22 protein-coding genes are annotated in these 24,710 nt (G+C 62.5%); 12 read left to right on the forward strand and 10 right to left on the reverse strand.

Annotated elements, in window-relative coordinates:
* Window positions 1-63: 63 nt before the first annotated feature.
* Together AC0IZS_RS33190 and AC0IZS_RS33195 are read right to left on the reverse strand one after the other, a co-directional pair.
* Complete coding sequence (locus AC0IZS_RS33190) at window positions 64-822, reverse strand: glutathione S-transferase family protein (RefSeq protein WP_471639646.1); 759 nt, start codon at window positions 820-822, stop codon at window positions 64-66.
* 38 nt (window positions 823-860) lie between these two features.
* On the reverse strand, window positions 861-1,649 hold the full coding sequence (locus tag AC0IZS_RS33195) for a sigma-70 family RNA polymerase sigma factor (RefSeq protein WP_471639647.1): 789 nt from the start codon (window positions 1,647-1,649) through the stop codon (window positions 861-863).
* 179 nt (window positions 1,650-1,828) lie between these two features.
* Here AC0IZS_RS33195 and AC0IZS_RS33200 point away from each other — a divergent pair, with 179 nt between their 5' ends.
* Both AC0IZS_RS33200 and AC0IZS_RS33205 read left to right on the forward strand, forming a co-directional pair.
* Entirely contained in the window at window positions 1,829-2,107 is a 279-nt protein-coding gene (locus AC0IZS_RS33200) for a hypothetical protein (protein WP_471639648.1), read from the forward strand.
* Between the two features lie 77 nt (window positions 2,108-2,184).
* A complete protein-coding gene (locus tag AC0IZS_RS33205) occupies window positions 2,185-3,255 on the forward strand; it encodes an ArsO family NAD(P)H-dependent flavin-containing monooxygenase (RefSeq protein ID WP_471639649.1) in 1,071 nt (356 codons plus the stop codon).
* 21 nt (window positions 3,256-3,276) lie between these two features.
* Here the strand turns inward: AC0IZS_RS33205 and AC0IZS_RS33210 are convergent, their stop codons facing one another.
* Together AC0IZS_RS33210 and AC0IZS_RS33215 are read right to left on the reverse strand one after the other, a co-directional pair.
* Window positions 3,277-3,927 carry a DAPG hydrolase family protein gene (locus AC0IZS_RS33210; protein ID WP_471639650.1) on the reverse strand — a complete coding sequence of 217 codons (651 nt, stop codon included), beginning with the start codon at window positions 3,925-3,927 and terminating at the stop codon, window positions 3,277-3,279.
* Between the two features lie 8 nt (window positions 3,928-3,935).
* Complete coding sequence (locus AC0IZS_RS33215; RefSeq protein WP_471639651.1) at window positions 3,936-4,421, reverse strand: c-type cytochrome; 486 nt, start codon at window positions 4,419-4,421, stop codon at window positions 3,936-3,938.
* Window positions 4,422-4,915: 494 nt separating this feature from the next.
* On the opposite strand from AC0IZS_RS33215, the gene AC0IZS_RS33220 reads away from it, so the two are divergent.
* From AC0IZS_RS33220 to AC0IZS_RS33235, 4 genes are all read left to right on the forward strand, one after another.
* Window positions 4,916-6,376, forward strand: a complete 1,461-nt coding sequence (locus AC0IZS_RS33220) for an FAD-dependent oxidoreductase (RefSeq protein ID WP_471639652.1) — start codon at window positions 4,916-4,918, stop codon at window positions 6,374-6,376.
* Between the two features lie 241 nt (window positions 6,377-6,617).
* Window positions 6,618-7,091, forward strand: a complete 474-nt coding sequence (locus AC0IZS_RS33225; RefSeq protein WP_471639653.1) for a VOC family protein — start codon at window positions 6,618-6,620, stop codon at window positions 7,089-7,091.
* 261 nt (window positions 7,092-7,352) lie between these two features.
* On the forward strand, window positions 7,353-9,575 hold the full coding sequence (locus AC0IZS_RS33230; RefSeq protein WP_471639654.1) for a PhoX family protein: 2,223 nt from the start codon (window positions 7,353-7,355) through the stop codon (window positions 9,573-9,575).
* A 141-nt stretch (window positions 9,576-9,716) separates the two neighbouring features.
* A complete protein-coding gene (locus AC0IZS_RS33235) occupies window positions 9,717-10,532 on the forward strand; it encodes a winged helix-turn-helix domain-containing protein (RefSeq protein WP_471639655.1) in 816 nt (271 codons plus the stop codon).
* A gap of 30 nt (window positions 10,533-10,562) precedes the next feature.
* Here AC0IZS_RS33235 and AC0IZS_RS33240 read toward each other — a convergent pair whose 3' ends face one another.
* From AC0IZS_RS33240 to AC0IZS_RS33250, 3 genes are read right to left on the reverse strand one after another with little or no spacing between them, the layout of a single operon-like run.
* Window positions 10,563-11,918, reverse strand: coding sequence for a sigma-54-dependent transcriptional regulator (locus AC0IZS_RS33240; protein ID WP_471639656.1), 1,356 nt, complete (start codon window positions 11,916-11,918; stop codon window positions 10,563-10,565).
* On the reverse strand, window positions 11,887-13,341 hold the full coding sequence (locus tag AC0IZS_RS33245; RefSeq protein ID WP_471639657.1) for a sensor histidine kinase: 1,455 nt from the start codon (window positions 13,339-13,341) through the stop codon (window positions 11,887-11,889). The genes AC0IZS_RS33240 and AC0IZS_RS33245 overlap by 32 nt, the downstream gene beginning before the upstream one ends.
* Window positions 13,342-13,345: 4 nt before the next feature.
* On the reverse strand, window positions 13,346-14,197 hold the full coding sequence (locus AC0IZS_RS33250) for a PhnD/SsuA/transferrin family substrate-binding protein (protein ID WP_471639658.1): 852 nt from the start codon (window positions 14,195-14,197) through the stop codon (window positions 13,346-13,348).
* Window positions 14,198-14,360: 163 nt separating this feature from the next.
* Between AC0IZS_RS33250 and AC0IZS_RS33255 the strand changes: the two genes are divergently transcribed.
* From AC0IZS_RS33255 to AC0IZS_RS33275, 5 genes are all read left to right on the forward strand, one after another.
* On the forward strand, window positions 14,361-14,885 hold the full coding sequence (locus AC0IZS_RS33255) for an arsenate reductase (azurin) small subunit (protein ID WP_471639659.1): 525 nt from the start codon (window positions 14,361-14,363) through the stop codon (window positions 14,883-14,885).
* 12 nt (window positions 14,886-14,897) lie between these two features.
* Entirely contained in the window at window positions 14,898-17,381 is a 2,484-nt protein-coding gene (locus tag AC0IZS_RS33260) for an arsenate reductase (azurin) large subunit (RefSeq protein ID WP_471639660.1), read from the forward strand.
* 68 nt (window positions 17,382-17,449) lie between these two features.
* Window positions 17,450-18,031 carry a nitroreductase family protein gene (locus tag AC0IZS_RS33265; protein ID WP_471639661.1) on the forward strand — a complete coding sequence of 194 codons (582 nt, stop codon included), beginning with the start codon at window positions 17,450-17,452 and terminating at the stop codon, window positions 18,029-18,031.
* 985 nt (window positions 18,032-19,016) lie between these two features.
* Window positions 19,017-20,717, forward strand: coding sequence for a group II intron reverse transcriptase/maturase (gene ltrA, locus AC0IZS_RS33270; protein ID WP_471639662.1), 1,701 nt, complete (start codon window positions 19,017-19,019; stop codon window positions 20,715-20,717).
* 103 nt (window positions 20,718-20,820) lie between these two features.
* Entirely contained in the window at window positions 20,821-21,150 is a 330-nt protein-coding gene (locus AC0IZS_RS33275) for a c-type cytochrome (protein ID WP_471639663.1), read from the forward strand.
* An 85-nt stretch (window positions 21,151-21,235) separates the two neighbouring features.
* Here the strand turns inward: AC0IZS_RS33275 and AC0IZS_RS33280 are convergent, their stop codons facing one another.
* Window positions 21,236-22,522 carry an arsenic transporter gene (locus AC0IZS_RS33280; protein WP_471639664.1) on the reverse strand — a complete coding sequence of 429 codons (1,287 nt, stop codon included), beginning with the start codon at window positions 22,520-22,522 and terminating at the stop codon, window positions 21,236-21,238.
* Window positions 22,523-22,689: 167 nt separating this feature from the next.
* Here AC0IZS_RS33280 and arsC point away from each other — a divergent pair, with 167 nt between their 5' ends.
* Complete coding sequence (arsC, locus tag AC0IZS_RS33285; RefSeq protein WP_471639665.1) at window positions 22,690-23,121, forward strand: arsenate reductase (glutaredoxin); 432 nt, start codon at window positions 22,690-22,692, stop codon at window positions 23,119-23,121.
* Here the strand turns inward: arsC and phoU are convergent.
* Complete coding sequence (gene phoU, locus AC0IZS_RS33290) at window positions 23,090-23,866, reverse strand: phosphate signaling complex protein PhoU (protein ID WP_471639666.1); 777 nt, start codon at window positions 23,864-23,866, stop codon at window positions 23,090-23,092. The two genes, arsC and phoU, sit on opposite strands and share 32 nt — an antisense overlap.
* Before the next feature lie 8 nt (window positions 23,867-23,874).
* A complete protein-coding gene (gene pstB / locus AC0IZS_RS33295; protein WP_471639667.1) occupies window positions 23,875-24,708 on the reverse strand; it encodes a phosphate ABC transporter ATP-binding protein PstB in 834 nt (277 codons plus the stop codon).
* Window positions 24,709-24,710 lie beyond the last annotated feature (2 nt).

Consider the following 24,710-nt stretch of genomic DNA (forward strand, 5'->3'; position numbering starts at 1 on the left):
ACTGCAGCGCCAAGCGTTGTGGTGCAGGCCGTAGATGGCGGGCAAGTTAGGCGCTTTCATGGCTCAGTCCGCCATCGTTTCAGCTGCCACCGCTTTGCGAGGCCCGCCCAACACGGCATGGAACATCGCGTGGGTGTTGATGTAGGCGGGGCGTGCCTTCATGGTACGCAGCCAGCGCTGCAGGTTCGGCCAGGGCGCGTAGTCAACGCCGGCCGCTTCACCTACCGTGAGGATTCCGAGGCCGAGGTAGTCGGCCAGTGAGATGTGCTCACCCACCAGGAAGCGACCGTTTGGCCCGATCATGTCGGCATCGAGGGTACGGAGCAGCCGCTCCACCCGCGGCTGCGCCCATGACAGCACCGCTTGCTGTGCCTCGGCCGTGGGTCGGCGGTACTGGGGAAACACCTGCGGATAGGCCAGCCCGAAGAGGAGTTCGCGCGACAGTCCGGTGTTCAGCCAGTCCATCGCCTCGTTTACCCTGGCTCGCGCTTGGGTCTCTGAAGGGTAAGTAGCTGACCCAACGTGGTCGGCCAAGTACTTCAGAATAGCCGAAGACTCGGTGAGTCGGAACCCGCCATGCTCCAGCACCGGCACGGCCTGCTTCGGGTTGATCGCGGTGAAATCCGGGCTGAATTGCTCACCCGCGAACAGGTCCACCACCAGCATCTCGATGGCCAGCTCGTGATCGGCGGCAAACATCATGATGGGACGACTGGTGGTCGAGACCGGGTGGTAGTACAGGCTAAGCGCAGGCTCCACCGCTGCCGGTGAGGTACTTTGAAGGGGGGGCATCAATATCTCCGTTCTGAGGGTGCGACCCATTGGGCACGTTGCAAAGACGGAGACGACAATAAAAGGTGTCAGAGTTTTTCAGCTGCCGCCAATCCAGGTGGCTGACAGTCCTTGGCGGACTCGGCACGTGAGCGGCAGGATGTGACAGGGGCGCATTGGGCAGCAGCCGCGGTGTCGTAGTCGAGAACCTGGCCCTTGGCTGACAACGCCACGCGACAGCAATCCAACAGTTCTTGACGAAGCAAGCGTCGTCCCCTGCTGGCGCGGGTCTTAGCCGCCGACAGCGAAAGGCCTTGGTCGCGGGCCACACGCGCCAGGGGTTGACCGTCAAGCTCAGATGCGATGACCGTGGCGCGATAGGTATCGGGCAACCGCTCCGCCATTGGCCGCAGGCAGTTGGCCAATTCGACGACTGCGGCGCCGTCATCATCGGCCACAGGCGAGGCAAGGTCCTCTGGCAGTTCGTCGGTCGGTCGCTGCCGGCGATGGTGGTCCATCGCAGCGTTGCGGGCCACGGCATAGAGCCAGCCCGTCAGGTTCTGCGGTGCCTGGGTTTCATCGCGGCTAGCGAGTAGCGCCTTGATGACGACGTCGTGCAGAAGATCCTCTGCTACCTGGGCATCCCCGGTGTGCTTGCGCAGATACGCCAGTAGCGACCCACGCAACTCAGCGTATGCCTCAGTGATGGTGCGGATGGGTTTGGGCACCTGCATGGAAGCCGGCAAATGCCCACAGGGCGATATGTCGCCTGCGCAGTCTCGCTCACACGAAAGCAGATCGCGCTCGGCAACCGCGACGCTGGCGTCCGGCAAGCGCTTCTCTACGTTGTCGTCTGGAGCCCATACGTTGATTGTCATTTGCTGCTCCGTTTGGGCCGCGGTAGCGGCCAGTCGACACTTAGACGTGCGGCCAAGCCAAAGGTGACAACGCCTGATGACGGCAAGAGCCATTTGCAGGCGCACCAACGGGCTGCGTTGCGACCCTGAAAGGCCGACGGCGTCTTTGCAGATACCCAATTCTCCACCAGACACCTACCATGTTCAACACGCCCGCCGTAGCCCGCACCAGCATCCCCGGCTGTGCCACGATCATCCCCACGCGGCGCATGTCGCTGCGCGCCAGTATTGAACGGCTTCGGGGCCGGGCGATCAATGCCATCGCCGCCTGGCGCCGGGACCGGCACGACGCGCGCTATCTCGGCTACCTCAGCGAGATCGAGCTGAGAGAAATCGGCCTGTCCCGGTCCGCGTTGCGAAACATGGGCATTCACACGCGATCGGCGCACCAAAGCGACCAGGACCGGTTCCCATTTTGAATGGTGTTCCGAGGATCCCCCCCTGGTGAGGCGCTTCCGCCAGTCCAACAGGTTTGGTAACTGCGATGATCAATCCCATGCACAACACCGACGTGATTATCATTGGCGGCGGACAGGCTGCGCTGTCTGTGGGCTATTTCCTGCGCCGCACTGGACGCAGCTTCCAGATCCTCGACGCGGAGACCGGTCCTGGAGGCGCATGGCGCCATGGCTGGCGGTCGTTGCGGCTTTTCTCGTCTGCCAGTTGGAGCTCGCTGGCGGGCTGGCCCATGCCACCAGGCACCGACCGTTACCCCACGCGCGACCAGGTGCTGGACTATCTGCAGCGCTACGAGGAACGCTATGCCATGCCAGTGCAGCGGCCTGTGTGGGTTGACACTGTCACGCGCAATGAGCAGGGGCTGCTGGTCCAGTCGGCCGACAAAGCCTGGCACGCGCGGGCGGTGGTCAGTGCCACCGGCAACTGGCGCTGCCCCTACATTCCGACCTACGCGGGCAGCGCGCAGTTCCAGGGCTTGCAATTTCATTCGGCCCAGTATGTAGACACCGCACCCCTGGCGGGCCAGCGTGTGTTGGTGGTCGGCGGTGGAAACTCCGGCGCGCAAATCCTGGCCGAGGTCTCAACGCTGGCGCAGACCGCCACCTGGGTAACAGAACAACCGCCTCGCTTCCTGCCCGACGACGTGGATGGTTCGGTGCTGTTCCAGAGGGCTACAGAGCGCTGGCGTGCCCAGCAGGAGGGGCGCACGGTCGATGCCTTACCGGGCGGCTTCGGCGACATCGTGATGGTGCCACCGGTAATCGAAGCGCGCGCGCGCGGGGTGCTGGTGGCACGGGAGCCTTTTGAGCGCTTCGTGGCCAACGGTGTGCGCTGGCGCGACGGCAGTGAATCCGCCTTCGACGTGGTGATCTGGTGCACCGGTTTCCGCCCTGCATTGGAACATTTGGCGCCGCTGGGAGTGATCGACGCGCATGGCCGGGTCGAGGTTGCGGCGCACGGCACCCGAAGCCTGGTCGAGCCGCAACTGTGGCTTGTGGGCTATGGCGACTGGACCGGCATGGCCTCAGCCACGCTGATCGGCGTCATGCGCAGCGCCCGTGCCACAGCGCAGGAGATAGACGTGGCGCTTGGATCTGATACCCCTTGAACCGAGCCCGGTCCACGCGCCTCACGCCGACGCGTCAGTCACTGATTCGCGTGCGTACAAGTCCGGCAGAAAGCGTTCCAACTGCCCCACTTCTTCGACGTTATGAAGGATCCATGCGTCGCCCCGTGCGGTGTCGAAGACAAAGCGGCGGATCAGGCGATTCAGGGGCCGAGCCCAATCCGAGGCCAGGCCGATTGTCAGGCTGTTGATAAAGCGTGTGCCTTCCGGTACGGCCTCGAAGCGGTAGTCCATGGCTGCCAAGCGCAGGCCATGCAGACGGGGTCGATGCCCAAAACCCTGTTCATCCAGCCGCACGATGTCGCTCAGCACGTCGACCCGGTAGCCCGGATTGCGGTTCAGCAGCTCCACGATGTGCAACTGCGCACCGACCCCGATACTGCCATCGCCCAGGCGCCGCGTGTACGACACCTGTACATGGTCTCGCGGGTGCCAGACTCGGTACCGAGGCCAACGCCCACCTTCGAAGTCCATGTCACCTTCGAGGTGCTGGAACCACCAGGCCAACATGCGCGGCGTGATGCCCTGCAATACCTCATGCTCGATCCAGCAATGCAGCCTGCCGTCGGGTAGCACCTGCACGCCGCTGCGGGCGCTGGTCAGCGGCTTGGGCTGCCAATTGATGGGCAGGGGCGGCGGCATGGCGGTTGACATGCCGGGCATCACGGAAACTGTACAAAGGGGCCTGCCGGCGTCTTGCCCGGCGGCACGTAGGCAGGGGCCGGCTGGCCCGCCGGGCCTGCTGCTTTGACGTAGCGATAAATGGCGCTCAGGTCGGTGTCGGACATTGCGCGAAGGTTGAACCAGGGCATGGGTGGGCGTGGCGTCATGGTTCTCGCATGTTGCAGCCATTGGGCCTCGTCCATGTTTGCGAAGTACAGGCGAAGGTTGGTGGCGTAGGTGGTTCCCCAAGGGCCGCGCCAACCCAGTGTGTCGCCCGTGAGCCACTTTGATTCGGACAGTTTTCCGGCCGACTCGTTGTAGCCCGCCGTGTGGCAGTCATTACAGCCGGTGGTCTTTACCAGGTAGCGGCCCAACTCGACAGCGTCGCGGGGCCGTTGGGGGGCGGCAGGCGCTTGCGCAAGTGCAGCTGACGCTGCCAGCCCTGCGGCAAACGCTGCTGCGAGGTGTATTGCTTGTGACTTCATTCATGCTCCTGGACAAGGTTGTGCAGGCAAAGACGGTTCTGGCGGCCAAAGGTGGCAATGCGCGCTTCCGGCGCCAGTTCGGCGAGTCCTATCAACCGTGCCACCTTGGGTCGTAGACAGCGTCTATCCCTGCGAATGGTCAACCGCACAGCGGCGAGGAGCAAACCAAAGGAGGCCTACATGAATCGCATCTATATCTAGCTTTCCATGCACATGGCGCGCATGCTGATCCCGCAACATTTGGCACACCGCAGGACTGAAGCAAAAGTTCTGGTGCGGTGATGTGGTGCTCCCAAAGATTCGCGCGCCAACGTGTTGAAGGAAGCGGCCCAGTGCTGGCCCCGGCCGAGCATGCGCACCCGCTCTACCTCTGCGCCAGCACCAACCGGCTGGCCACATTGAGTCCATTGGTCACGGCCTTGTGAAGCATCCAGATCTGATGGACATCTTTCAACCATCGTTCGAATTCGACGAACTACGAACTTAGCAGAATCATGACTTCAATCCCCATCTCTCATTCTCCAGTGGCGGTCATTGGTGCCGGCCCGGTAGGCTTGGCCGCTGCGGCCCATTTGGTGCGACGCCACCTGCCTGTCGTTGTATTCGAAGCTGGCACGGGCGTCGCCAATCACTTGGACAAGTACCGGCAAGTGCGGCTGTTCTCGCCCTGGCGCTACAACATTGATCGTGCAGCGCGCGAGTTGTTGGCCGCCTCGGGCTGGAAGGCCCCCGAGGATGAGCGGCTGCCCACAGCCGGGGAGCTTGTCGACGACTACCTCACGCCACTGTCGCGCACGCCAGCTCTGGCTCCGCACATCCACTTCGGCGCGCGGGTGCTAGCGGTGTCGAAGGTCGGCTTTGACAAGGCCAAGACCGCAGGCCGTGAGCAGGCCGATTTTCTGTTGCAGGTGCAGACCGCCAGCGGCCTACGCGAGCAGCGCGCCCGTGCTGTGATAGATGCCTCGGGCACCTGGTCGCAACCTAATCCGCTGGGAATCCACGGCCTGCCGGCCGACGGTGAAACCGAGACAGCAGTCCGCGAGCGCATCGCTCACGGCATACCCGACATCCTGGGCGCTGATCGTGCGCGATACGCCGGCCGCAAGGTGCTGGTAGTGGGGGCAGGTCATTCGGCTGCCGGCAATCTGCTCGCGCTGGCGACGCTGGCCGAACAGTCGCCTGGTACGAAGCTGGCCTGGGCTGTGCGCGGGACCGACTTGCGGCGGCTGTTTGGCGGTGGCGAGAACGATGGCCTGCCCGCCCGGGGCGAACTGGGGTCGCGGCTTCGTGTACTGGTCGAACAGGGGCGGATGGAGTTACACATGGGCTTCGGCATCCACGAGATCGCACCAGAAGAGAACGTGTCCGAAGGCCTGCGCCTCATGGCCACCGATAGCTCCAAGCCGGCTATCCGGGGTATCGACCAGATCATCGCGTCGACGGGTTCGCGGCCCAATCTGGGCATGCTTCGCGAATTGCGGCTGCGCTTCGACCCCTGGCTAGAGAGCACTGATGCGCTGGCGCCGCTGATTGACCCCAACGTTCACAGTTGCGGCACGGTACGCCCGCACGGCCATCATGAGTTGGCACACCCGGAAGCCGGCTTCTACGCCATCGGTGCCAAGAGCTATGGCCGTGCGCCGAACTTTTTAATGGCGACCGGCTACGAGCAAGCCCGCTCCGTCGTGGCCGCTTTGGCAGGTGACCTGGCCGCTGCGAACGATGTGCAGCTGGAGTTGCCGGAGACGGGGGTCTGCTCCGTCGACCTGGCAAGCCCCGACCTGATCACCGGTGGTGGTGCTTGCTGCGGCGGCCCCGTCAGGACAAACACTTCTGCCTTGCGCGCTGTCGACGAAGTCGAGAAGACCGGCTGTGAGGCGGGTTGCGGTTGTGGCCCGAAGCCGGCGGTTGTTGGTGCGCCAATCGACCGCCCCCTGTCCGCTAGCTGTGCCTAAGAAACCACGACGCCCCGCACTGGTCCGGTAGCGCTACATAGACAGATGCTGCCGGCGCGCTTGATGCAGACCACAGCGCCTTTGCCTTGGGCTGGCGCTCAGCCATTTGCAGGGGAGTGCCCAGTGGCTGACGGCCGCGCCGAGCTTGGGCCTTCAGCGCCATACGGCTCCTGCGCGCAGGGCGCAGCGCCGAGGCATCTGTACATCGTCAACTCGACCCAGCAGCTTGAAAGGACCGCCCGTGACCATCACGCCTTTGTCCCCTTTGGACCCTCGCCACGCCGAGTTCCACCTCAGCATCCGGGTCGCCGATCTCGATGCCAGCATCGCGTTCTATGCGGCGTTGCTGGGAACATCACCCAAGGACCGAACGGCCAGGTTCGCGACCTTTCTCTCACCAGCGCTGCGATTGAACCTGGTGCTGGTGGTCAACGACAGCGGCCAGCCGCTCGACACGTATAGCCTCTACCACCTGGGCTTGGGACTGCGCGATCGCGAGGCAATCATCGCAAGCTACCACAGCGCGCTCGCACAGGGATTCGAGGTGGTCAAGCCTCCGCGAACCACCTGGCACGGCACGCCGCTGCACGAATTGTGGCTTCGGGATCCCACGGGCTATCAGGTCGAACTCTATGCGCGCCTGACACCCGATGAGCTGGAACAGATGCCCCAGGACAAGCGCGCAGTTTTTCTGGTGCCTGGCTCTGGGCCGTAGGCGTCGAATTTCAAGCATTCAAGTAGTCTCTCTTTCAGCCGCAAGGGGCCGCAGAGCCAGCATTCATCGACCCAATCCATGGGGCAGCGCGAGGTGGTGTCCCCGAATCGAATGCGATCTGCTGCTGGCGAGCCGACGTCGCCCGATCCGAACGCATTCAGCGTCGGCGGTGCTTCGGTCGGCGGCGCCTGTAAACCGTCACATAGTCGTAACACAACCCTCTTAGATTCGACATTTCCAAATATCTAAAAGGGTAGTGCGATGAAAAAGCTCGATGCGGCCACCATTGATTTCAATGACGAGAACTCGAACACGTCCAGCAATCCAACCTTCGACTCGGTCCTGGCAGCACGCCTGAGCCGTCGCGGCCTGCTTCGCGGGGGCGTGGGCACCGTGGGGACGGCGTTGCTCGGTAGCTTCGCGGTGGCAGCCTGTGGTGGCGGCGATGACGAAGTGGCCGCGGTTCCAGGGGAAACCTTGCTGGGCTTCACCGCCGTTGGCAAGAGTCTGGCCGATGCGGTCATCGTACCTGCTGGCTACACGGCCAGCGTGATTTATGCGCTGGGTGATCCGCTGGCGGCCACAACCCCCGCTTTCAAGAACGACGGCACCGACGCTGACTATGAAAACCGTGCGGGCGACCACCATGACGGCATGGAATGGTTCGGCCTGAGCAGTGATGGAAAGCTGTCGGCATCCTCGACGGACCGCGGGCTGCTGGCCGTCAACCACGAAGCCACGACTGACGAGACGCTGAGCTCGTTCTTCATGCATGCCAATGGTGGCACCACCACGCTGCCGCGTCCCGCCAGCGAGATCGACAAAGAAGTTGCAGCCCACGGCATTTCCGTCGTTGAGGTCAGGAAGACTGCTGGCAAGTGGGCCACGGTGCAGTCGTCCGCGTTCAACTTCCGCCTCACGGCATTGAGCGAGATGGAAGTTGCCGGGCCAGCACGCGGCAACGCGCTGATGGTCACGAAGTTCTCGCCCACGGGCACCAGGACCCGCGGTACCTTGAACAATTGCGGCACGGGCAAGACGCCGTGGGGCACCTTCCTCACCGGTGAAGAAAACTGGTTTGGCTACTTCACCCGCTCGTCGACCGACAATGCCGCCCGTGGCAATGACAAGAGCGTCACGTCGCTCAACCGCTACGGCCGTAACCAGGGCGCAGCCTCGCGCCACGGCTGGGAAAGTGGCGGCACCGAGGACAAATACGCGCGCTGGATCAACAGCAAACTGGGAGCCTCGGCCAACGGAAGCGACGACTACCGCAACGAGATGAACGGCATGGGCTACATCGTCGAAATCGACGTTCTGGACAAATCCAAGCTCGCGAAGAAGCGCACCTTCCTGGGCCGCTTTGCGCATGAAAGCGCCGCTTTCAGCACGCCAGTGGTGGGCCAACCCCTGGCTGTGTACATGGGCGACGATGCCCGCAATGAGTACATGTACAAGTTCGTGTCGACCGCACTGTGGTCCGCCGCTGACGCCAACCCCGCTGATCGCATGGCGACCGGTGACAAGTACCTGGACAACGGCAAGCTGTACGTCGCCAAGTACAACGCCGACGGGTCCGGGCAATGGATCGAGCTGTCGCTGGCCAACCCTTTGATCGCCAACTACGCCGGCTACAAGTTTGCCGACCAGGCCGACATCGTGGTGAACGCACGGATTGCAGGCGACGCCGTAGGCGCCACCAAGATGGACCGCCCTGAATGGGGTGGTGTGAACCCGGCCAACGGCGAGATCTACCAGACCCTGACCAACAACAGCAACCGCCGTGTCGAGCCATCGGGCTCCACGCAGTTGGCCCCTGATGCCTCCAATCCACGTGTCTACACCGACATGAAGGGCTCCACCGCACAGCCAGGCAACCCCAATGGCCACCTGCTGCGCATGAAGGAAGGCAGCGCAGGCGGCGCCGCAACCTCGTTCACCTGGGACATCTACCTGTTCGGCGCGGAAGCCGGCGCCGACAAGGGCATGGTGAACATCTCCAGCCTGACTGCCGACCAGGACTTCTCCAGCCCGGACGGTCTGGTGTTCAGCCCCTCCACCGGTATCTGCTGGATCCAGACCGATGACGGTGCCTACACCGATATCACGAACAACATGATGCTGGCGGCCATTCCAGGCCGTGTGGGCGACGGCGGCAAGAAGACGCTCAGCTACACCAAGGCCGATGGCAGCAAGCTCGACGTCGTCACCGAGGTGGGCAAGGCACCGACCCCGTCGACGCTCAAGCGCTTCCTCGTGGGACCTGTCGGATCCGAAATTACGGGCCTGTGCGAAACCCCGGATGGCAAGGCGATGTTCATCAACATCCAACACCCCGGCGAGAACACTGCGCACGCCAACATCGGTGACCCCGCCAAGTACACGAGCCAATGGCCCACCAACGCCGGCTACGGCCCTGGCAAGCGTCCTCGCTCTGCCACGATCGTGATCACCAAGAACGACGGCGGCCGTATCGGTAGCTGATCGGCCTTGAGAGACAGGGCTGGCCGATGCAGTGGCATGGGCCAGCCCTTTGTGAAGCAGTGGACACCCCGGCGTGAAGCGCCGAACTAACTGGATCACAGATTGGGCGACCGAAATGTGATCCTCCCGCAAGGTTTGACCATGATGAATGCGCGAATTCTTCCGCGAAGCGTCCTCGTCATTGATGGCGACAGTCTGGCGAGGCAAATTACCGCCACCTACCTGTCGCAGAACGGCTTTTCCGTGTTTCAGGCGGCCAAACCCTCCTTGGCGAGCGACTGCCTGTGCCGGACCAAACCAGACCTGATCGTCGTCCACTGGTCGTTTGCCCAGGCAGCGCCAGAGGCATTCATCGAGAGCCTTCGAACGTCCCTGGCCCATTCCCACACACCGGTCATCGCCATCGCACAGGATGAGGGCGAGCAGCAGGCCATTGAAGCGCTCGAAGCAGGCGCAGATGATTTCCTGGTCCGACCTTTTTCGCCAGCACTGTTGATGGCCAGAATGATGGCGGTATTGCGCCGGCGCGCGCCAGAGATATCGGACCGCGAGGTGACCGTCAATGCTCTGACGTTGAACCCGGCCCGGCACGAGGTCACCTGCGTTGTCGGACATCGGGAAGTCCGTATCGAAATCGGGCCCACGGAGTTTCGGATGCTGCACTTCTTCATGAGCAAGCCGGAAGTGGCCCACACACGGCTGGAAATCCGCAACAGAGTGTGGGGCGAGGACCAGGCGATCGACGAACGCACGATCGATGCCCACATCAAGCGCCTCAGAACGGCCCTTGCACCGACCGGAATGGATTCCATGATCCAGACGGTGAGGTTGGTGGGTTATCGGCTTTCACGCAAACCCTTGACCACCGATCTCACCAACGCGGGGATCCTGCCTCGTCCCCCGGCGCCGGTGCCCAGGGCTACCAGCCGCAGGCCGTTCATATTTGCAGCCCAGTGAGTGCATTCGCCTGACGCTGACCTGCACAGATCAGGACGCAGTTGACTTCGCGGCGTCCGTGCCCACCACCTTGAATCGCTTCATCTTTTCCCACAACGTCTTGCGGCTGATGCCCAGAAGCTCAGCCGAGCCAGACACACTGCCGTCCGCACGCTCAAGTGCGCGCTGTATGTGGCGCCGTTCCGCTTCCTCCACCATTGCCTGCAGGGGCACAAAACCCGCCGCCTCGTCCTCATGCCCATGCGATGGATTTCGCGTGGCCGGCGATTCCATGTCCAGCGGTAAATCGATGACGCCTTTGTCACTGAGAACGACTGCCTGCTCCAGGTAGGCGCGCAGTTGCCTCGCATTGCCCTTCCAGGTTCTCCCCATCAGATCTCGCATGAACGGCTCCGACACTGCGAGCACCCGGCCATGCTCGGCCGTCAGTTGTCCCAGCATGCGCTCGGCAAGCCAGCGTATGTCTTCAGGCCGCTCACGCAGCGGCGGCAATCGCAGATTGATGACAGCCAGGCGGTAGAAAAGATCCTCCCGGAATGACCCGGCCAGCATGTCCGCGTACAAGTCGCGGTTGGTGGCGGCAATCACCCGAAAATCGCTGACTGTGGTGCGCTCCGACCCCAGCCGGAAAAAGCAGTGCTCCTGAAGAGCCCGTAGCAACTTGGCCTGCATGTGGTGCGGCAGGTCGCCCACCTCATCCAGAAACAGCGTACCGCCGTGCGCGCGTTCCATGAAGCCTCGGTGCGCGCGCTGCGCCCCTGTGAAAGCCCCTTTCTCGTACCCGAAGAACTCCGCCTCCATCATGTTCTCGGGTACAGCCGCGCAGTTGACGGCAACGAAGTCGCCTTTGGCCTTGCGTGGATCCAGGCTGTGGATGAACTGCGCTGCCACTTCCTTGCCTACGCCCGATTCGCCCGTGAGAAGCACGGAAGACTTCTGCCCTGCGACCTTGCGGATCATTTCTTCGATCCTGCGCATCGACTGCGATACCCCAAGGACGGCCTCGTCGGTCTCAGGCCGGCTGGCGGAGGTGCAGCCATGTACTTGCTCCACAAGGCGTTCGATCTCGAAGGGCTTGGTGAGGTACTCCCGAGCTCCCGCCCTGATGGCCGCCACTGCGTCATTCACACTGCCATAGCCGGTCAGGAAGAACCATGGGATGGAACGGCTTGCCGGCGGCAAACCCGCAAACCAGTCGGTGGCCAATCCGTCGGGCAAGCGCACGTCGCTGATGACCACGGACCATGGCTCGGCGATGCGGCCGGCGGCCTCGGCCAGGCGGCGGCACCAGACCACCTGGTAGCCCTCCAGTTCGAAGCGCTGCTGCAGCGATTCGCCCATGATCGGATCGTCTTCAACGAGTAACAGTGACTTGCTCATTTGCATTGAGGTTGGGGATACAGAAACAGAGTTCGGTCGCGGTGGCCGAATCGGCGACCAGGAGAAAGCGACCACCGAACCGGTTGGCAATTTCGCGGCAAATCCACAGGCCGAATCCTCGGGGATCGTTGCCTCCCTCTGAGGCGACCCGTGTCTCCAGTTCAGCGGCCGTCAGGCGCGAGCCGGTGTTGCTGATGATGATTTTCAGGAACTGTGCGTCTGCCTGTACCCTGGCATGCGCTTGCCCGCCATCGCCAGCGGCCTTGATGGCATTCAGCAACAGATTGAGCATGACCTGACGCACCACTGCCGAGGGAACGCGAAAGGCCGATGAGATGTCCATGTGCAAGCTGATCTGCACGCCCAGACGCTGTGCTTCGGGTTGGACCAGCGTGACGACGTCGTTGATATCGCCAGGCTGCAGGGCCCGATCCTCCACACGCGCCTGGGGCAGCAGTGCAGCGGTCATGGTCTGGATCTGCTTGAGACCTCTGTCGATCAGATCGATGCTGCGAATCCGCGTCTCCTCGGTTGCGCCGTGGATGCGCAAGGTCTGGGCGACGGTGAGCAGGCCCGCCAGCGGATTGTTGATCTCGTGCGCAACTGCTGCAGTGATGCGCCCCACCGCAGCCAGGCGCTCGGCCGAAAGCGCGCGCTGTTCAGCCTCCTGGCGCACCTGCAGTTCTGACAGCAGGCGCCGGACCGCGTCACCGATGCGATTGAGCTCGGGATCCTTGGCCACAGGCAACTGGGCACTCAGCTGCGCGGCATCGGTGCGGCCGATGCGTGCAATGCAACTGGCGATGTGCGCGATGGGTCGCCCCATCCGCTCGCCCAGAAGCCACCCGGCTGGCACCAGCAGTGCGGCGGCCAGCAGCGCGCCTATCGCCGCAGGCTGGGCAACGGCCACCCAGTCGGTTGCAAAGGCTGGGGCATCGATCTCGACGTAGACGAATCCCAGCAACCCACCGTCCTCGCTGCGGATGGGCTCCACAAGTGTCAGCGCGCCATCGTCGGCCGGATGCTCGACCCGCTCGCGAATATCGTTCGCAGCCAGAGCAAGCTTCGCATGCGGTGACTCGCTCAGTGCCATCACCCCGGTCACCAGCCTGGAAGGATCAGAACCTGCGAGAAAGCGCCCCTTCGCGTCAAGGATTGCCGCGCGTGTCTGGCCCCGCTCTATGCCCGGCAGCAGGGCCGCCGTGTCGCGCAGCAGGGTGTATGCACGCCAGGTGTCGTCGGCGGCGAGCAGGGGCCGGGCCTGGGCCCTCAGAAGCACCATGGCCTGGCGCACGGTGGTCAATACTTCTTGCCGGGCGGAGCGCGCGGAAATCTGGGCCGCCACAGCAGATACCAGCAAGGCCGAAACCAGCACGGCCAATACCAGTCCGAGCGGGACCTGGAATCGGTAGGGAAGCCGGCGAAACATGGGCTCAACCCGCCTGCGCCTGCTCGTCGGCGAGGCGTTCGATGGATGCAAAGATGCTGGCAGGCTCCTGTGCGAACCCATCCAGGTTGAGGGCCTGCAGCAGGCTCTTTCCAAGTGCGTCCTGGTCCATACCCGCCAAGGCCGACTGCAGGCGCCGGGCTGCAGCGTCGTACATGCCGCTTCGCACCACCAACGGCGGAAAGCCGAAGGACTCGGATCGCCACACCACCTCAGTGGCAAATGCGGCAGCCATGCCCTGGCGGCGCATGGTTTCCCACACATAGCCGTCGATGCACCCCGCATCGGCCAGTTGTGCGGCCACGGCTTCTGCGACGTTGCGATGGCCATGGGCAAAGAAAGAGCGGCGAAGGTCGCGGGCTCGAAGATCTGCCTGCCGCAATTGGGCCTGCGGCACCAGCCAACCTGAGTTGGACAGCGGATCCGAGTACGCCAGCACGCGCCCCTTCAGGTCGGCCCAGCCCTCGATTTGTTGGCGCTGTCCCATCGGGCGAATCAGGTAGGAGCGATAGAGCGGCTGGCCTTCGAACAAGGGTACCGACAGCAACTCCAGCCGGGCCCGCTGCCGAACGAACGGGTAACCACACACCCAGGCACCTTCCAGATGTCCGCCGAACAGGAGGTCCAGGATTTCCTGGTACGACTCGCGGGTGGTGAAGGTCACATCGGCATGCGTACGGCCGGAGAGATAGCTCCCCCAGCGGGACAGAAACGCCGCCTGGTCGGCGAGGATCACTGCCGTCAGTCCAATGCGAATGCGCGGCACATTGCGGGCACTGGCTGCGCCGGCGCAGCAAGCCAGGGCGGGCAGCACCCGGAGCACGGTTCTTCGTTGCATCGTGGGTAGTGTGGTTACGAAACCGTAACTTAACTGCTTTGCGGTCGTTACCAAATTCGGACATACCCGTGGATGACCTCCGCTAAGTGATTGAAATCATTGGTTTCCGGTGCAGGCATCCAACTTGCGCCTATCCGTTGTCAGCACACACAACGGAGACACGATGGAAAACCCAAAACTCAGCCGGCGCATCTTCATGATGACCAGCGGGGGCAGCGCCGCTGCCTTGGCCACGACCCACCTGGGCTCCGCCCAGGCGGCGCCCTCCAGCACAGCGGGCGCGGGCGCCACCACGCTGAACTACCCGCGCCGGGCAGTCGGCAAGGCCCGCACCATGCCGGTGAACGAAGCCGTTACGTTCAACTATCCCGATGCCAGCTCCATGTGCTATGCCATCCGCATGGGCGCGCCGGTTCCGGGCGGTGTCGGCCCTGACAAGGACATCGTTGCCTACAGCGCCATGTGCACGCACATGGGCTGCCCCGTGACCTACGACGGCGGTACCAAAACATTCAAGTGCGGTTGCCACTTCTCGGTGTTCGACCCCGAGAACAGCGGCCAGATGGTGTGCGGCCAGGCAACGGAAGACCTGCCGAGGATTCTTTTGGAGTACGACGCACGCACGGACAGCGTGCAGGCCGTCGCCATCAACGGCCTGCTGTACGGCCGCCAATCCAACGTTCTGTGAGGAAGCGACACCATGAGCACTGACATCCGGGACCGTATCGCGCTGCCTCCCAAGGACGCGCAAAAGAGCAACATGACATGCCACTTCTGCATCGTTGGTTGCGGCTACCACGTCTACAAATGGGACGTGAACCGTGAAGGCGGGCGCGCACCGGGCGAGAACGCGCTGGGTGTGGATTTCCGCAAGCAGGTGCCGCCCATGGCGATCACCATGACCCCGGCCATGACCAACACCATCACTGACCACTCAGGCAAGCGGTGGAACATCATGGTCTTGCCGGACAAGGCGTGCGTGGTCAACAGCGGCTTGTCTTCCACGCGCGGCGGCAAGATGGGTTCGTACATGTACACCGCCGACGGGATCGGCAAAGATCGCCTGAAGACGCCTCGCATCTTCAGGGGCGTGGACTGGTTTGACACGACATGGAGCGAAGCGTTGGCCATCTACGCAGGCGTGACCAAAAAGATCCTCGACACCGACGGGCCCGCAGGCGTGATGTACGACTGCTTCGATCACGGCGGTGCGGGCGGCGGCTTCGAGAACACCTGGGGCACCGGCAAGCTGATGTTCTCGGCGTTGAAAACCCCCATGGTGCGGATCCACAACCGCCCAGCGTACAACTCCGAGTGCCATGCCACACGAGAGATGGGGATTGGCGAGCTGAACAACAGCTACGAAGACGCGCAGGTAGCCGATTGCATCGTGGCGACAGGGTGCAACCCCTACGAAACCCAGACCAATTACTTTCTCAACCACTGGGTGCCGAATCTGTCTGGCGGTACGTCGGACAAAAAGAAGAAGTGGTTTCCAGGCGAGGCTGCGGCGGCGGCCAAGCTGATCATGGTCGACCCACGGCGCACTTCCACCATCGCCATTGCCGAGCAGGTCGCCGGCAAGGAAAACGTGTTGCACCTGGACCTGGAGCCGGGCACGGACACCGCCCTGTTCAACACGCTGCTCACCTACGTGGTGGACCAGGGATGGCACGACAAGGCTTTCATCAGCTCGCGCACCTCGGGCTTTGAAGAGGCCATGAAGACCAACCGCATGTCCCTTGAAGAAGGGTCCAAGATCACGGGCTTGCCCATCGACAAGATCAAGAAGGCGGCCGAGTGGGCCTACAAGCCGAAGTCTTCGGGGCACCATCCCAGGACGATGCATGCGTACGAGAAGGGCATCATCTGGGGCAATGACAACTATGTGATCCAGAGCGCCCTGGTGAGCCTGGTCATTGCCACGCAGAACGTGGGGCGCCGTGGGACCGGGGTCGTTCGCATGGGCGGACACCAGGAGGGCTACACGCGTCCGCCTTACCCAGGCGACAAGAAGATCTACATCGACCAGGAGGTCATCCAGGGCCGCGGCCTGATGTACACCATCTGGGGAACCAACCCCTTCCAGTCGACCAACAACGCGCAGCAGCACCGCGAAGTGCTGACGCGCCGCGCCAACATCGTGCGCGAGGCCATGGCCAAGGCCCGCGGGGCGGATGTGGCGGCGATGGTGGATGTCATCTATGACGCCTGCAAGAACAAGGGCGGCCTGTTCGTGGTCGGCATCAACCTGTACCCGACCAAGCTGGCAGAGGCCGCGCACATGCTGCTTCCAGCGGCGCAGCCTGGGGAGATGAACCTCACCTCGATGAATGGGGAGCGGCGCCTTCGCCTGTCCGAGCGGTTCATGGATCCACCGGGCTCCGCCAAGCCCGACTGTCTGATCGCAGCGGACATCGCCAACACCCTCAAGGCCCTGTACTCCCAGGCTGGTAACGCCAGCATGGCGGCACGGTTCAACGGCTTCGACTGGAAGACGGAAGAAGATGCCTTCAACGACGGCTTTCGCCGGGCGGGTCGACCCGGTGCTGGCGATATCGACAGCCAGGGCGGTGACACAGGCTACCTGGCCACCTACGAGCTCTTGCGCAAGGCGGGCAACGATGGGGTTCAGCTCCCGATTGTCGAGGTCAAGGGCGGAAAGCTGATTGGCACACCCATGCTCTATGGCGATGGCAAGTTCGACACCAAGGACGGCAAGGCGGCGTTCAAGCCGGCCAGCTGGAATGGCCTGCCCGCACCCGTTGCGGCCCAGAAGACGAAGCACAAGTTCTGGATCAACAATGGCCGTGCCAACGAGGTATGGCAGACGGCCTACCACGACCAGTACAACGAGCAGGTCAAGGACCGTTACCCAATGGCTTACCTGGAAATGAATCCAAACGACACTGGGGCCCTGGGCCTGGCCGCTGGCGATGTTGTCGAGGTGTTCAACGACTACGGTAGCACCTACGCCATGGTGTACCCCGCCAAGTCGATCAAGGCGGGGCAAACCTTCATGCTGTTCGGCTACTTCAACGGCACGGCAGGCAATGTGACCAGCGATTGGACGGATCGCAATGTGATCCCCTACTACAAGGGTGCCTGGGCGAGCATCCGGCGGGTGGGCACATTGGCCGACTACAAGGCGACCGTGTCCTTCAAGGATAGGCACTTTGCATGAGTGCGGGGCCCAACCCGGCGGTGGGGGTACCCGAAGCCCACCAGGCCCCGCTCCAGCCCAGGACCAGCGTGCGGGCAGAGGCAGGGCTCACGGCACTGCTCGCACGCCGCAGGAACACATCTCCCAGGCGGCTTTCCGAGCCCGGGCCCGATGCGCGCGCCCTGTCGTCTTTGATGGAGGCAGCAGTCACCGCCCCCGACCATGGCCTGCTGGTTCCGTGGCACTTCATGCTCGTTCCGAAAGACATGCGGCAGGCGCTTGGCCGAGCGTTCGCAGCGGCATTGATCGAGCGCGATCCCGGCGCAACCGAGGTCCAGACCACGGCTGCCGCCGAGAAGGCCGAGCGCGCGCCCTGCCTGCTGGTTGCCGTCATGCACGCTGATGACGGCGCCAGCGGCATCACCGACCAGGAGCGCCTTGTGTCCCTGGGGTGCGCGATCCAGAACATCTTGCTCGCTGCAACATCCATGGGCTTTGCGAGCGGCCTGACCAGCGGCCGGTCGCTGGGGTCGAACGCCGTGCGCTCCCTGTTCGGACTGGAACGACACCAGCGTGCCATCTGCTTCATCGCACTGGGCACGTCCTCTGCACCGCCTCGCGAGCGCCAACGCCCCAATCCCGATTCCGTCTTACGCGTACTGTCCGCGTGAATTTTGCAAGAACCTGTCCACTTTGAACTCCATGGTGCGACTCGATGTCGCTTCATTGCATCCTCGTGATGCCCCAACAGTGTCGTCGTTTCCCTTACAGAACGATGAATTCCGTAGCGATACGGAGCATTTGTGACAGCCGAAAGGCTCTCTTTTAGCTGTCACGCACGATTGCCCTCAGGGCGACCGTTTGCGGAGCTGTATCCCAAAGGGATCCATCTTTCAGCACCAAAAGAGACACTCTTGCACGATCACTGCCCCCTGACATTCTTCGGAGTGGACGGTTGGGATGGTCAGCACTGAAATGAGCGCAACCGCTCGAAGTGTCTTGTTCTCTACTAGAACCATGCCTGGAACGGCATGTCCTCGTCCGCACATGCTCCTTGGGTAACCGAGGGGTGTGAAGCTGCGGATAAACACCCTGTGCCTCGGCACACAGTCTCAGCGTCAGCTGGGTCGAACCTGCGATTAGGACGCAGGTAGGGGGCCGAGGAATAGGGTACGGGAAAGATATCTGAACGCTCGCGTGAACTGTCGTGATCAATAAGCAGCTAACTCCTAACTCCTGAGAGATCAGGGAGCTGCGGCCAAAAGGCACGGTGCAGTGGTGCTGTGTGTCATGGAACCCAGCACGTTCCCACATTTGCACCCGGCAGAGAGAGCGTCCCTAACCCCATCGTCTGGCCCGCCAGCCGGATGGACACTTCGGGAAACGAGGTAAGCCCTATGCATCGCCCGAGTCGCAAGACCCGGGCAACCCGCGCGCAAGCAAAGGCCACGGTGTAGAGGGTAGAGGAATGGGTAGAAAGCGAACGCCAGCCTGTAATGGGTTGGATAGGGGTTTAGACGTCACCCTTTGGCGAAAGCCAGCAGACTTGCCCTAGGTGCGGCAGCGTGAAGCCGCTGCGACTTTCAACAAACCCAGCGGGTGTACTCACCCTCTGGGGCGGGTGCATCTATACGGGTCTCCTAACTGGAGGATGGTATGGAAAACATCCGCAAGGGTGCTGCGCCTCCAGATGAACACAGCGAATGGCATTCCATCGATTGGAGGCAGGTGCTGTTGTTTGTCGGGAAGGCGCAGATGCGCATAGCGCAGGCAGAAATGGAGAAGGATTTCCGAAGAGTCAAGCGGCTCCAGAGAAATCTCATCCGGTCTTGGCAGTGCAAAGCATTGGCTGTCAGGAAAGTTACCGACAACCAAGGGAAGCGGACGAGTGGCGTCGACCGCGAACTTTGGGACACGCCAGACAAGAAGTGGAAGGCGATCAGTGGTCTTTGCTCGCACGGATACAAGGCCCGCCCATTGCGGCGGGTCTACATCCCCAAGGCAAATGGAAAGGAACGCCCTTTGGGCATCCCGACCATGAAGGATCGGGCCATGCAGGCTCTATACCTGCTGGCTCTCGAACCCGCAGTGGAATGCAAGTCCGACCCGAACAGCTACGGCTTTCGGAAAGGGCGCTCAACGCATGACGCGCGGCAACACCTGTTCGCGTGCTTATCCAAGAAAGACTCGTCTCAATGGGTACTGGACGCGGACATCAGCGGGTTCTTCGACCACATCAACCACGAGTGGCTGCTTAAACATGTCCACATGGACAAGCAGATTCTTCAGAAATGGTTGAAATCAGGAGTAGTGGACAGGGGTCAGCTCCATCGCACGGAGGAAGGAACACCGCAGGGCGGGATCATTTCTCCGACGCTGGCGAACATCACCTTGAACAGTCTCGAAACGGGTCTTCAGAAGTTTCTCAAGAAGCAACTGGGGGTCAAAGGGGCTGTAAAGATGAAGGTAAACCTGATCCGATACGCGGATGACTTTGTGGTGACTGGCGACTCCAAAGAGGTGCTGGAAACCATGGTCAAACCTTGGGTAGCGGAATTCCTGCGCGAGCGGGGATTGCAACTGTCCGAGGAGAAAACCAGCATCGTGCATATCGACCAGGGCTTTGACTTCCTAGGGTGGAATTTCCGTAAATACGCGGACAAGCTACTCATCAAACCGAGTCACAAGAACGTGAAAGCGTTCTATGGCAAGGTCCGAGAGGTCATCGTCACATCGCTGAGTCTTCCAACAGCAACGCTGATAAAGCGCCTGAACCCAATCGTGAAAGGTTGGGCCAGATACCACCAGGGCGTCGTGGCCAAAGTGATCTTCAACAAATTGGACTACCAGATCTTCTGGCGGTTGATGCGTTGGGGTCACCGCCGGCACCCCCGCAAGATCAGGCAGTGGATTTACGACCACTACTGGGACAACGCCGGCACTCGCCGGCAATTTGCGGGAACAGACGTCGATCGCTGGGGCGAAAAGGTACAGGTTCGCCTGTACAAGCTGGCGGACACGAAAATTGTTCGCCACGTCAAGGTGAAGGGGGACTACAACCCCTTTGACCCAGCCTGGGAAGCCTATGGGGAAAAGCTAAGAAGGGATCGGATGGATAAAGCCGTCTGGGACTACGAGCGGCTCACTCTATGGATGCAACAGGACGGGCATTGCGCTCTCTGTCAGCAACAAATCGACGCAGCCGGTGAAGACTGTGAGGACCACCATATCCTCTACAGGCGGCTGGGAGGGAGCGATGCTCTCTCCAACCGGGTGCTTCTGCATTCGGTCTGTCACAGGCGTGTCCACGCCCTAGGTTTGGAGGTAACCAAGCCGGCCCCAGCACGGGGGCTTTAAATCTGGGTCGTTGGAGCAATCCAACAGTCCAGGGGTCGTGCTTGAGCCGTGTGCCGGGGAAACTCGCACGCACGGTTCTTAGGGGGGCTATAATCGCGAGATTATGGCCCTACCCGCCCTTCGTTCCATCTCCCAAGTTTCCTGCATTGCAGGATTGCTCCTTCTCGCCACTCCCGCCGCCCAGGCCAGCGATGCCCTTGCCACCAAGAGCAACTGCATGGCCTGCCATTCCAAAAACACCAAAATCGTGGGGCCGGCCTTCAAGGAGATCGCCGCCAAGTACGCCAATGACAAAGGTGCGACCGACAAACTGGTGCAGAAGGTGAAGAAGGGTGGCAGCGGGGTGTGGGGGCCCATGCCTATGCCACCCAATGCAGGCCTGTCTGATGCCGATACGCGGGCGCTGGTGGTGTGGATCCTGCAGATGAAGTGACAGGCTTTTGGCCGTGCAAAAGAGTGCGGCGCCCATTGCTCCATGGGCGCCGACACCCCTGGGCCCCTGGGCCCGCGAGGCAGCGTTAGCGCATCGTTAAGCGCAGCGCCAGCGCCGCGAGGGTGACCAGCAGCACGGGCACCGTGATCACCGCCCCCACGCGAAAATAATAGCCCCAGCTGATACGGATGCCCTTGCGCGCCAGCACATGCAGCCACAACAGCGTGGCCAGCGAACCGATGGGGGTGATCTTGGGCCCCAGGTCGCTGCCGATGACGTTGGCGTAAATCATGGCCTCCTTGACCACACCGGTGGCGGCAGAGGCATCGATGGACAGCGCGCCCACCAGCACCGTGGGCATGTTGTTCATGAGGGATGACAGAACCGCCGTCAGCACCCCGGTGCCCATGGCCGCGCCCCAGATGCCGTAGCCGGCAAAGGCGTTGAGCCACTGGCTGATGTACGCCGTCAGCCCCTGGTTGCGCAGCCCGTAGACCACCAGGTACATGCCCAGCGAGAAGACCACGATCTGCCAGGGTGCCTCGCGCAGCACCTTCTTTGTGCTGATCACGTGGCCCCGGCCCGCCACGGCCAGCAGGAGGATGGCACCTGCGGCTGCGGTGGCGCTGACCGGCACACCCAGCGGCTCCAGCCCGAAAAAGCCGACCAGCAGCAGCACCAGAACAACCCACCCCGTCTTGAAGGTGGCCGGGTCGCGGATGGCAGCGGCCGGCAGCTTGAGCTGGTCCTGGTTGTAGGTTGCCGGAATCTCCCGGCGAAAGTACAGCAGCAAGATGGCCAGCGAGGCCGCCACCGAGGCAATGTTCACCGGCACCATGACCGAGGCGTATTCATTGAACCCGATGCGAAAGAAGTCGGCCGAGACGATGTTCACCAGGTTGGACACCACCAGCGGCAAGCTGGCCGCGTCGGCAATGAAGCCCGCCGCCATCACGAACGCCAGGGTGGCGCCGGGGCTGAAGCCCAGTGCCACCAGCATGGCGATCACGATGGGGGTGAGGATGAGGGCCGCGCCGTCGTTGGCGAACACGGCCGCCACGGCCGCGCCCAGCAGCACGATGAGCGCGAACAGCATGCGGCCGCTGCCGCGCCCCCAGCGCGCCACATGCAGGGCCGCCCACTCGAAGAAGCCCGCCTCGTCCAGCAGCAGGCTGACGATGATGATGGCGATGAAGGCGGCCGTGGCGTTCCACACGATCTGCCATACCACGGCAATGTCGGACACCTGCACGACGCCGGTGAGCAGCGCCACGGCGGCGCCCGCGCTGGCGCTCCAGCCGATGCCCAGCCCACGCGGCTGCCAGATGACAAGCGCGATGGTGGCGATGAATATCGACAGAGCCAGAAGCATCTGCTTTCTCTTTCTTGTTGCTTGCGTGAGGACACTCAAGATCCGGGGATCATGAGCAAAACGCGCGGGGGTTTGGTGAACGGCGATTGGGCGAGCTGCTCGCCCTACGGGCGAGAGAAAAGCGCCCAGCGCTTGAATATTTCAATAGTAGTTGCATAATTGATTCCATGCAACCTTCTCAACCAATCACGATCTTCCACAACCCGGCGTGCGGTACGTCGCGCAACGTGCTGGCCATGATCCGCCACGCCGGCATCGAGCCCACTGTCATCGAGTACCTCAAGACGCCTCCCAGCCGCGAGAAGCTGATTGAACTGCTCGCCGACATGGACATCCCCGCGCGCGCGCTGCTGCGGCAAAAGGGCACGCCTTATGACGAGCTGGGCCTGCAGGAACCTGCTCTGTCCGACGAGCAGTTGATCGATGCCATGCTGGCTCACCCGATCTTGATCAACCGGCCCATCGTCGTGACGCCCGCCGGCACGCGGCTGTGCCGCCCCTCCGAGGCGGTGCTGGACCTGTTGCCCGCGCTGCCCGGCCCGTTCGCCAAGGAAGATGGCGAGCTGGTTATCGACGCGCAAGGGAAGCGGGTAGCCTGAGATCCGGCGGGCCAAACGGTTCTGGCAGCCGACCTTGGGTTGGTGGCGCTGCGGGTAGCAATCGGCCTGCAGTGCTGACATGCCGTACGTCCAGTCCCTGGGCTGCGTAAATCGTGAACTCCGCCAGGTTCTTGGCATGGGCTCCAATGCGCTCGATGGCCTTGGCTGCAAACAGCAGGTTCAGGCCTGCCTGGATGCTGGCAGGATCGTCTGCCATGTGACCGACCATGGAGCGTACAAACTCCTCCAGCGCAGCCTTGATCGCCAAGTCCTCGGCGAGCGAGTTCAGGGCGGAGGGGGCATCCATCCTTGCAAGCGCATCCAGCGAATTGCGCAGTTGGACGGCCGCCAACTCTCCCGCGAGCCGAAGGCTCGACGTCGGAAAGTCCTTGCTGCAGCTGTGCTCGCGGACCGCCCTGGCCATGCACGCAATCTTTACCGCCTCATCCCCCGCACGTTCGAGATTGGCCGTGGTCTTCGACAGCGCCATGAGCAGTCGCAGGTCCACAGCTGTCGGTTGTCTGCGGCTGATGATGGCGCACACTTCACGGTCAATCTCCAGCTCCAGGGCATTGACGTCCCGCTCCCTGTGCAACACCCTGTCGACCACCTCGGGCGTGGGGAACGCCACGCAGTACAACGCCTGTGCCACCTGGTTCTCCACCAAGCCGCCCATACTCAGCACCCTGCGGGTGAGGTCTTCGAGCTCGGCGTCAAACTGATGGTCCAGGTGCCGGCGGGGCATCGGGGCATTCAACCGAAACGGCCCGTGATGTAGTCTTCGGTTTCGCGCCGACGCGGCTTCATGAACACGTCCTTGGTCATGCCGAACTCGACCAGCTCGCCCAGGTACATGTAGGCGGTGTAGTCGGACACCCGTGCGGCCTGCTGCATGTTGTGGGTCACGATCAGCACGGTGACCTTGGACTTCATTTCTGCAATCAGCTCCTCGATGCTGCTGGTGGCGATCGGGTCGAGCGCAGAAGTCGGCTCGTCGAACAGGATGAGCTCAGGGTCGGTTGCCAGCGATCTGGCGATGCACAGGCGCTGCTGCTGGCCACCCGACAGGTTCATGGCCAACTCGCCCAGGCGGTCCTTCACTTCGTTCCAGAGCGCGGCGCTTTTCAAGGCGGCCTCCACCTTGTCCTCCATGTAGCTGCCCGACTTTTCTCCCCGCACCTTCAGGCCGTAGGCCACGTTTTCGAAAATCGACTTGGGAAACGGGTTGGGCTTCTGGAAGACCATGGAAATGCGCATGCGCACTTCGATGGGGTCCACCGCAGGATCGAGCAGGTCCACATCGTCCGGCAACAGGTGGATGCTGCCGCCGTACTTGTTTCCGGGGTACAGGTCGTGCATGCGATTGAAGCAGCGCAGGTACGTGGATTTTCCGCAGCCGCTGGGGCCAATCAGCGCAGTGACCTTGTTTTCGTAGACGGGCATGGAGATGCCCTTGAGTGCTTTGAAGTCGCCGTAGTGGAACTCCAGGTCGCGGGACTCGGCTTTGGTCGGCGGAACTGGCTCGTCTGCCTCTTGCGCTGCGTCGTGGGCGGCAAAATGGCGATGTGGAGTTGTTTTTGTGATCATGG

Source organism: Acidovorax sp. AC410, assembly GCF_979253235.1.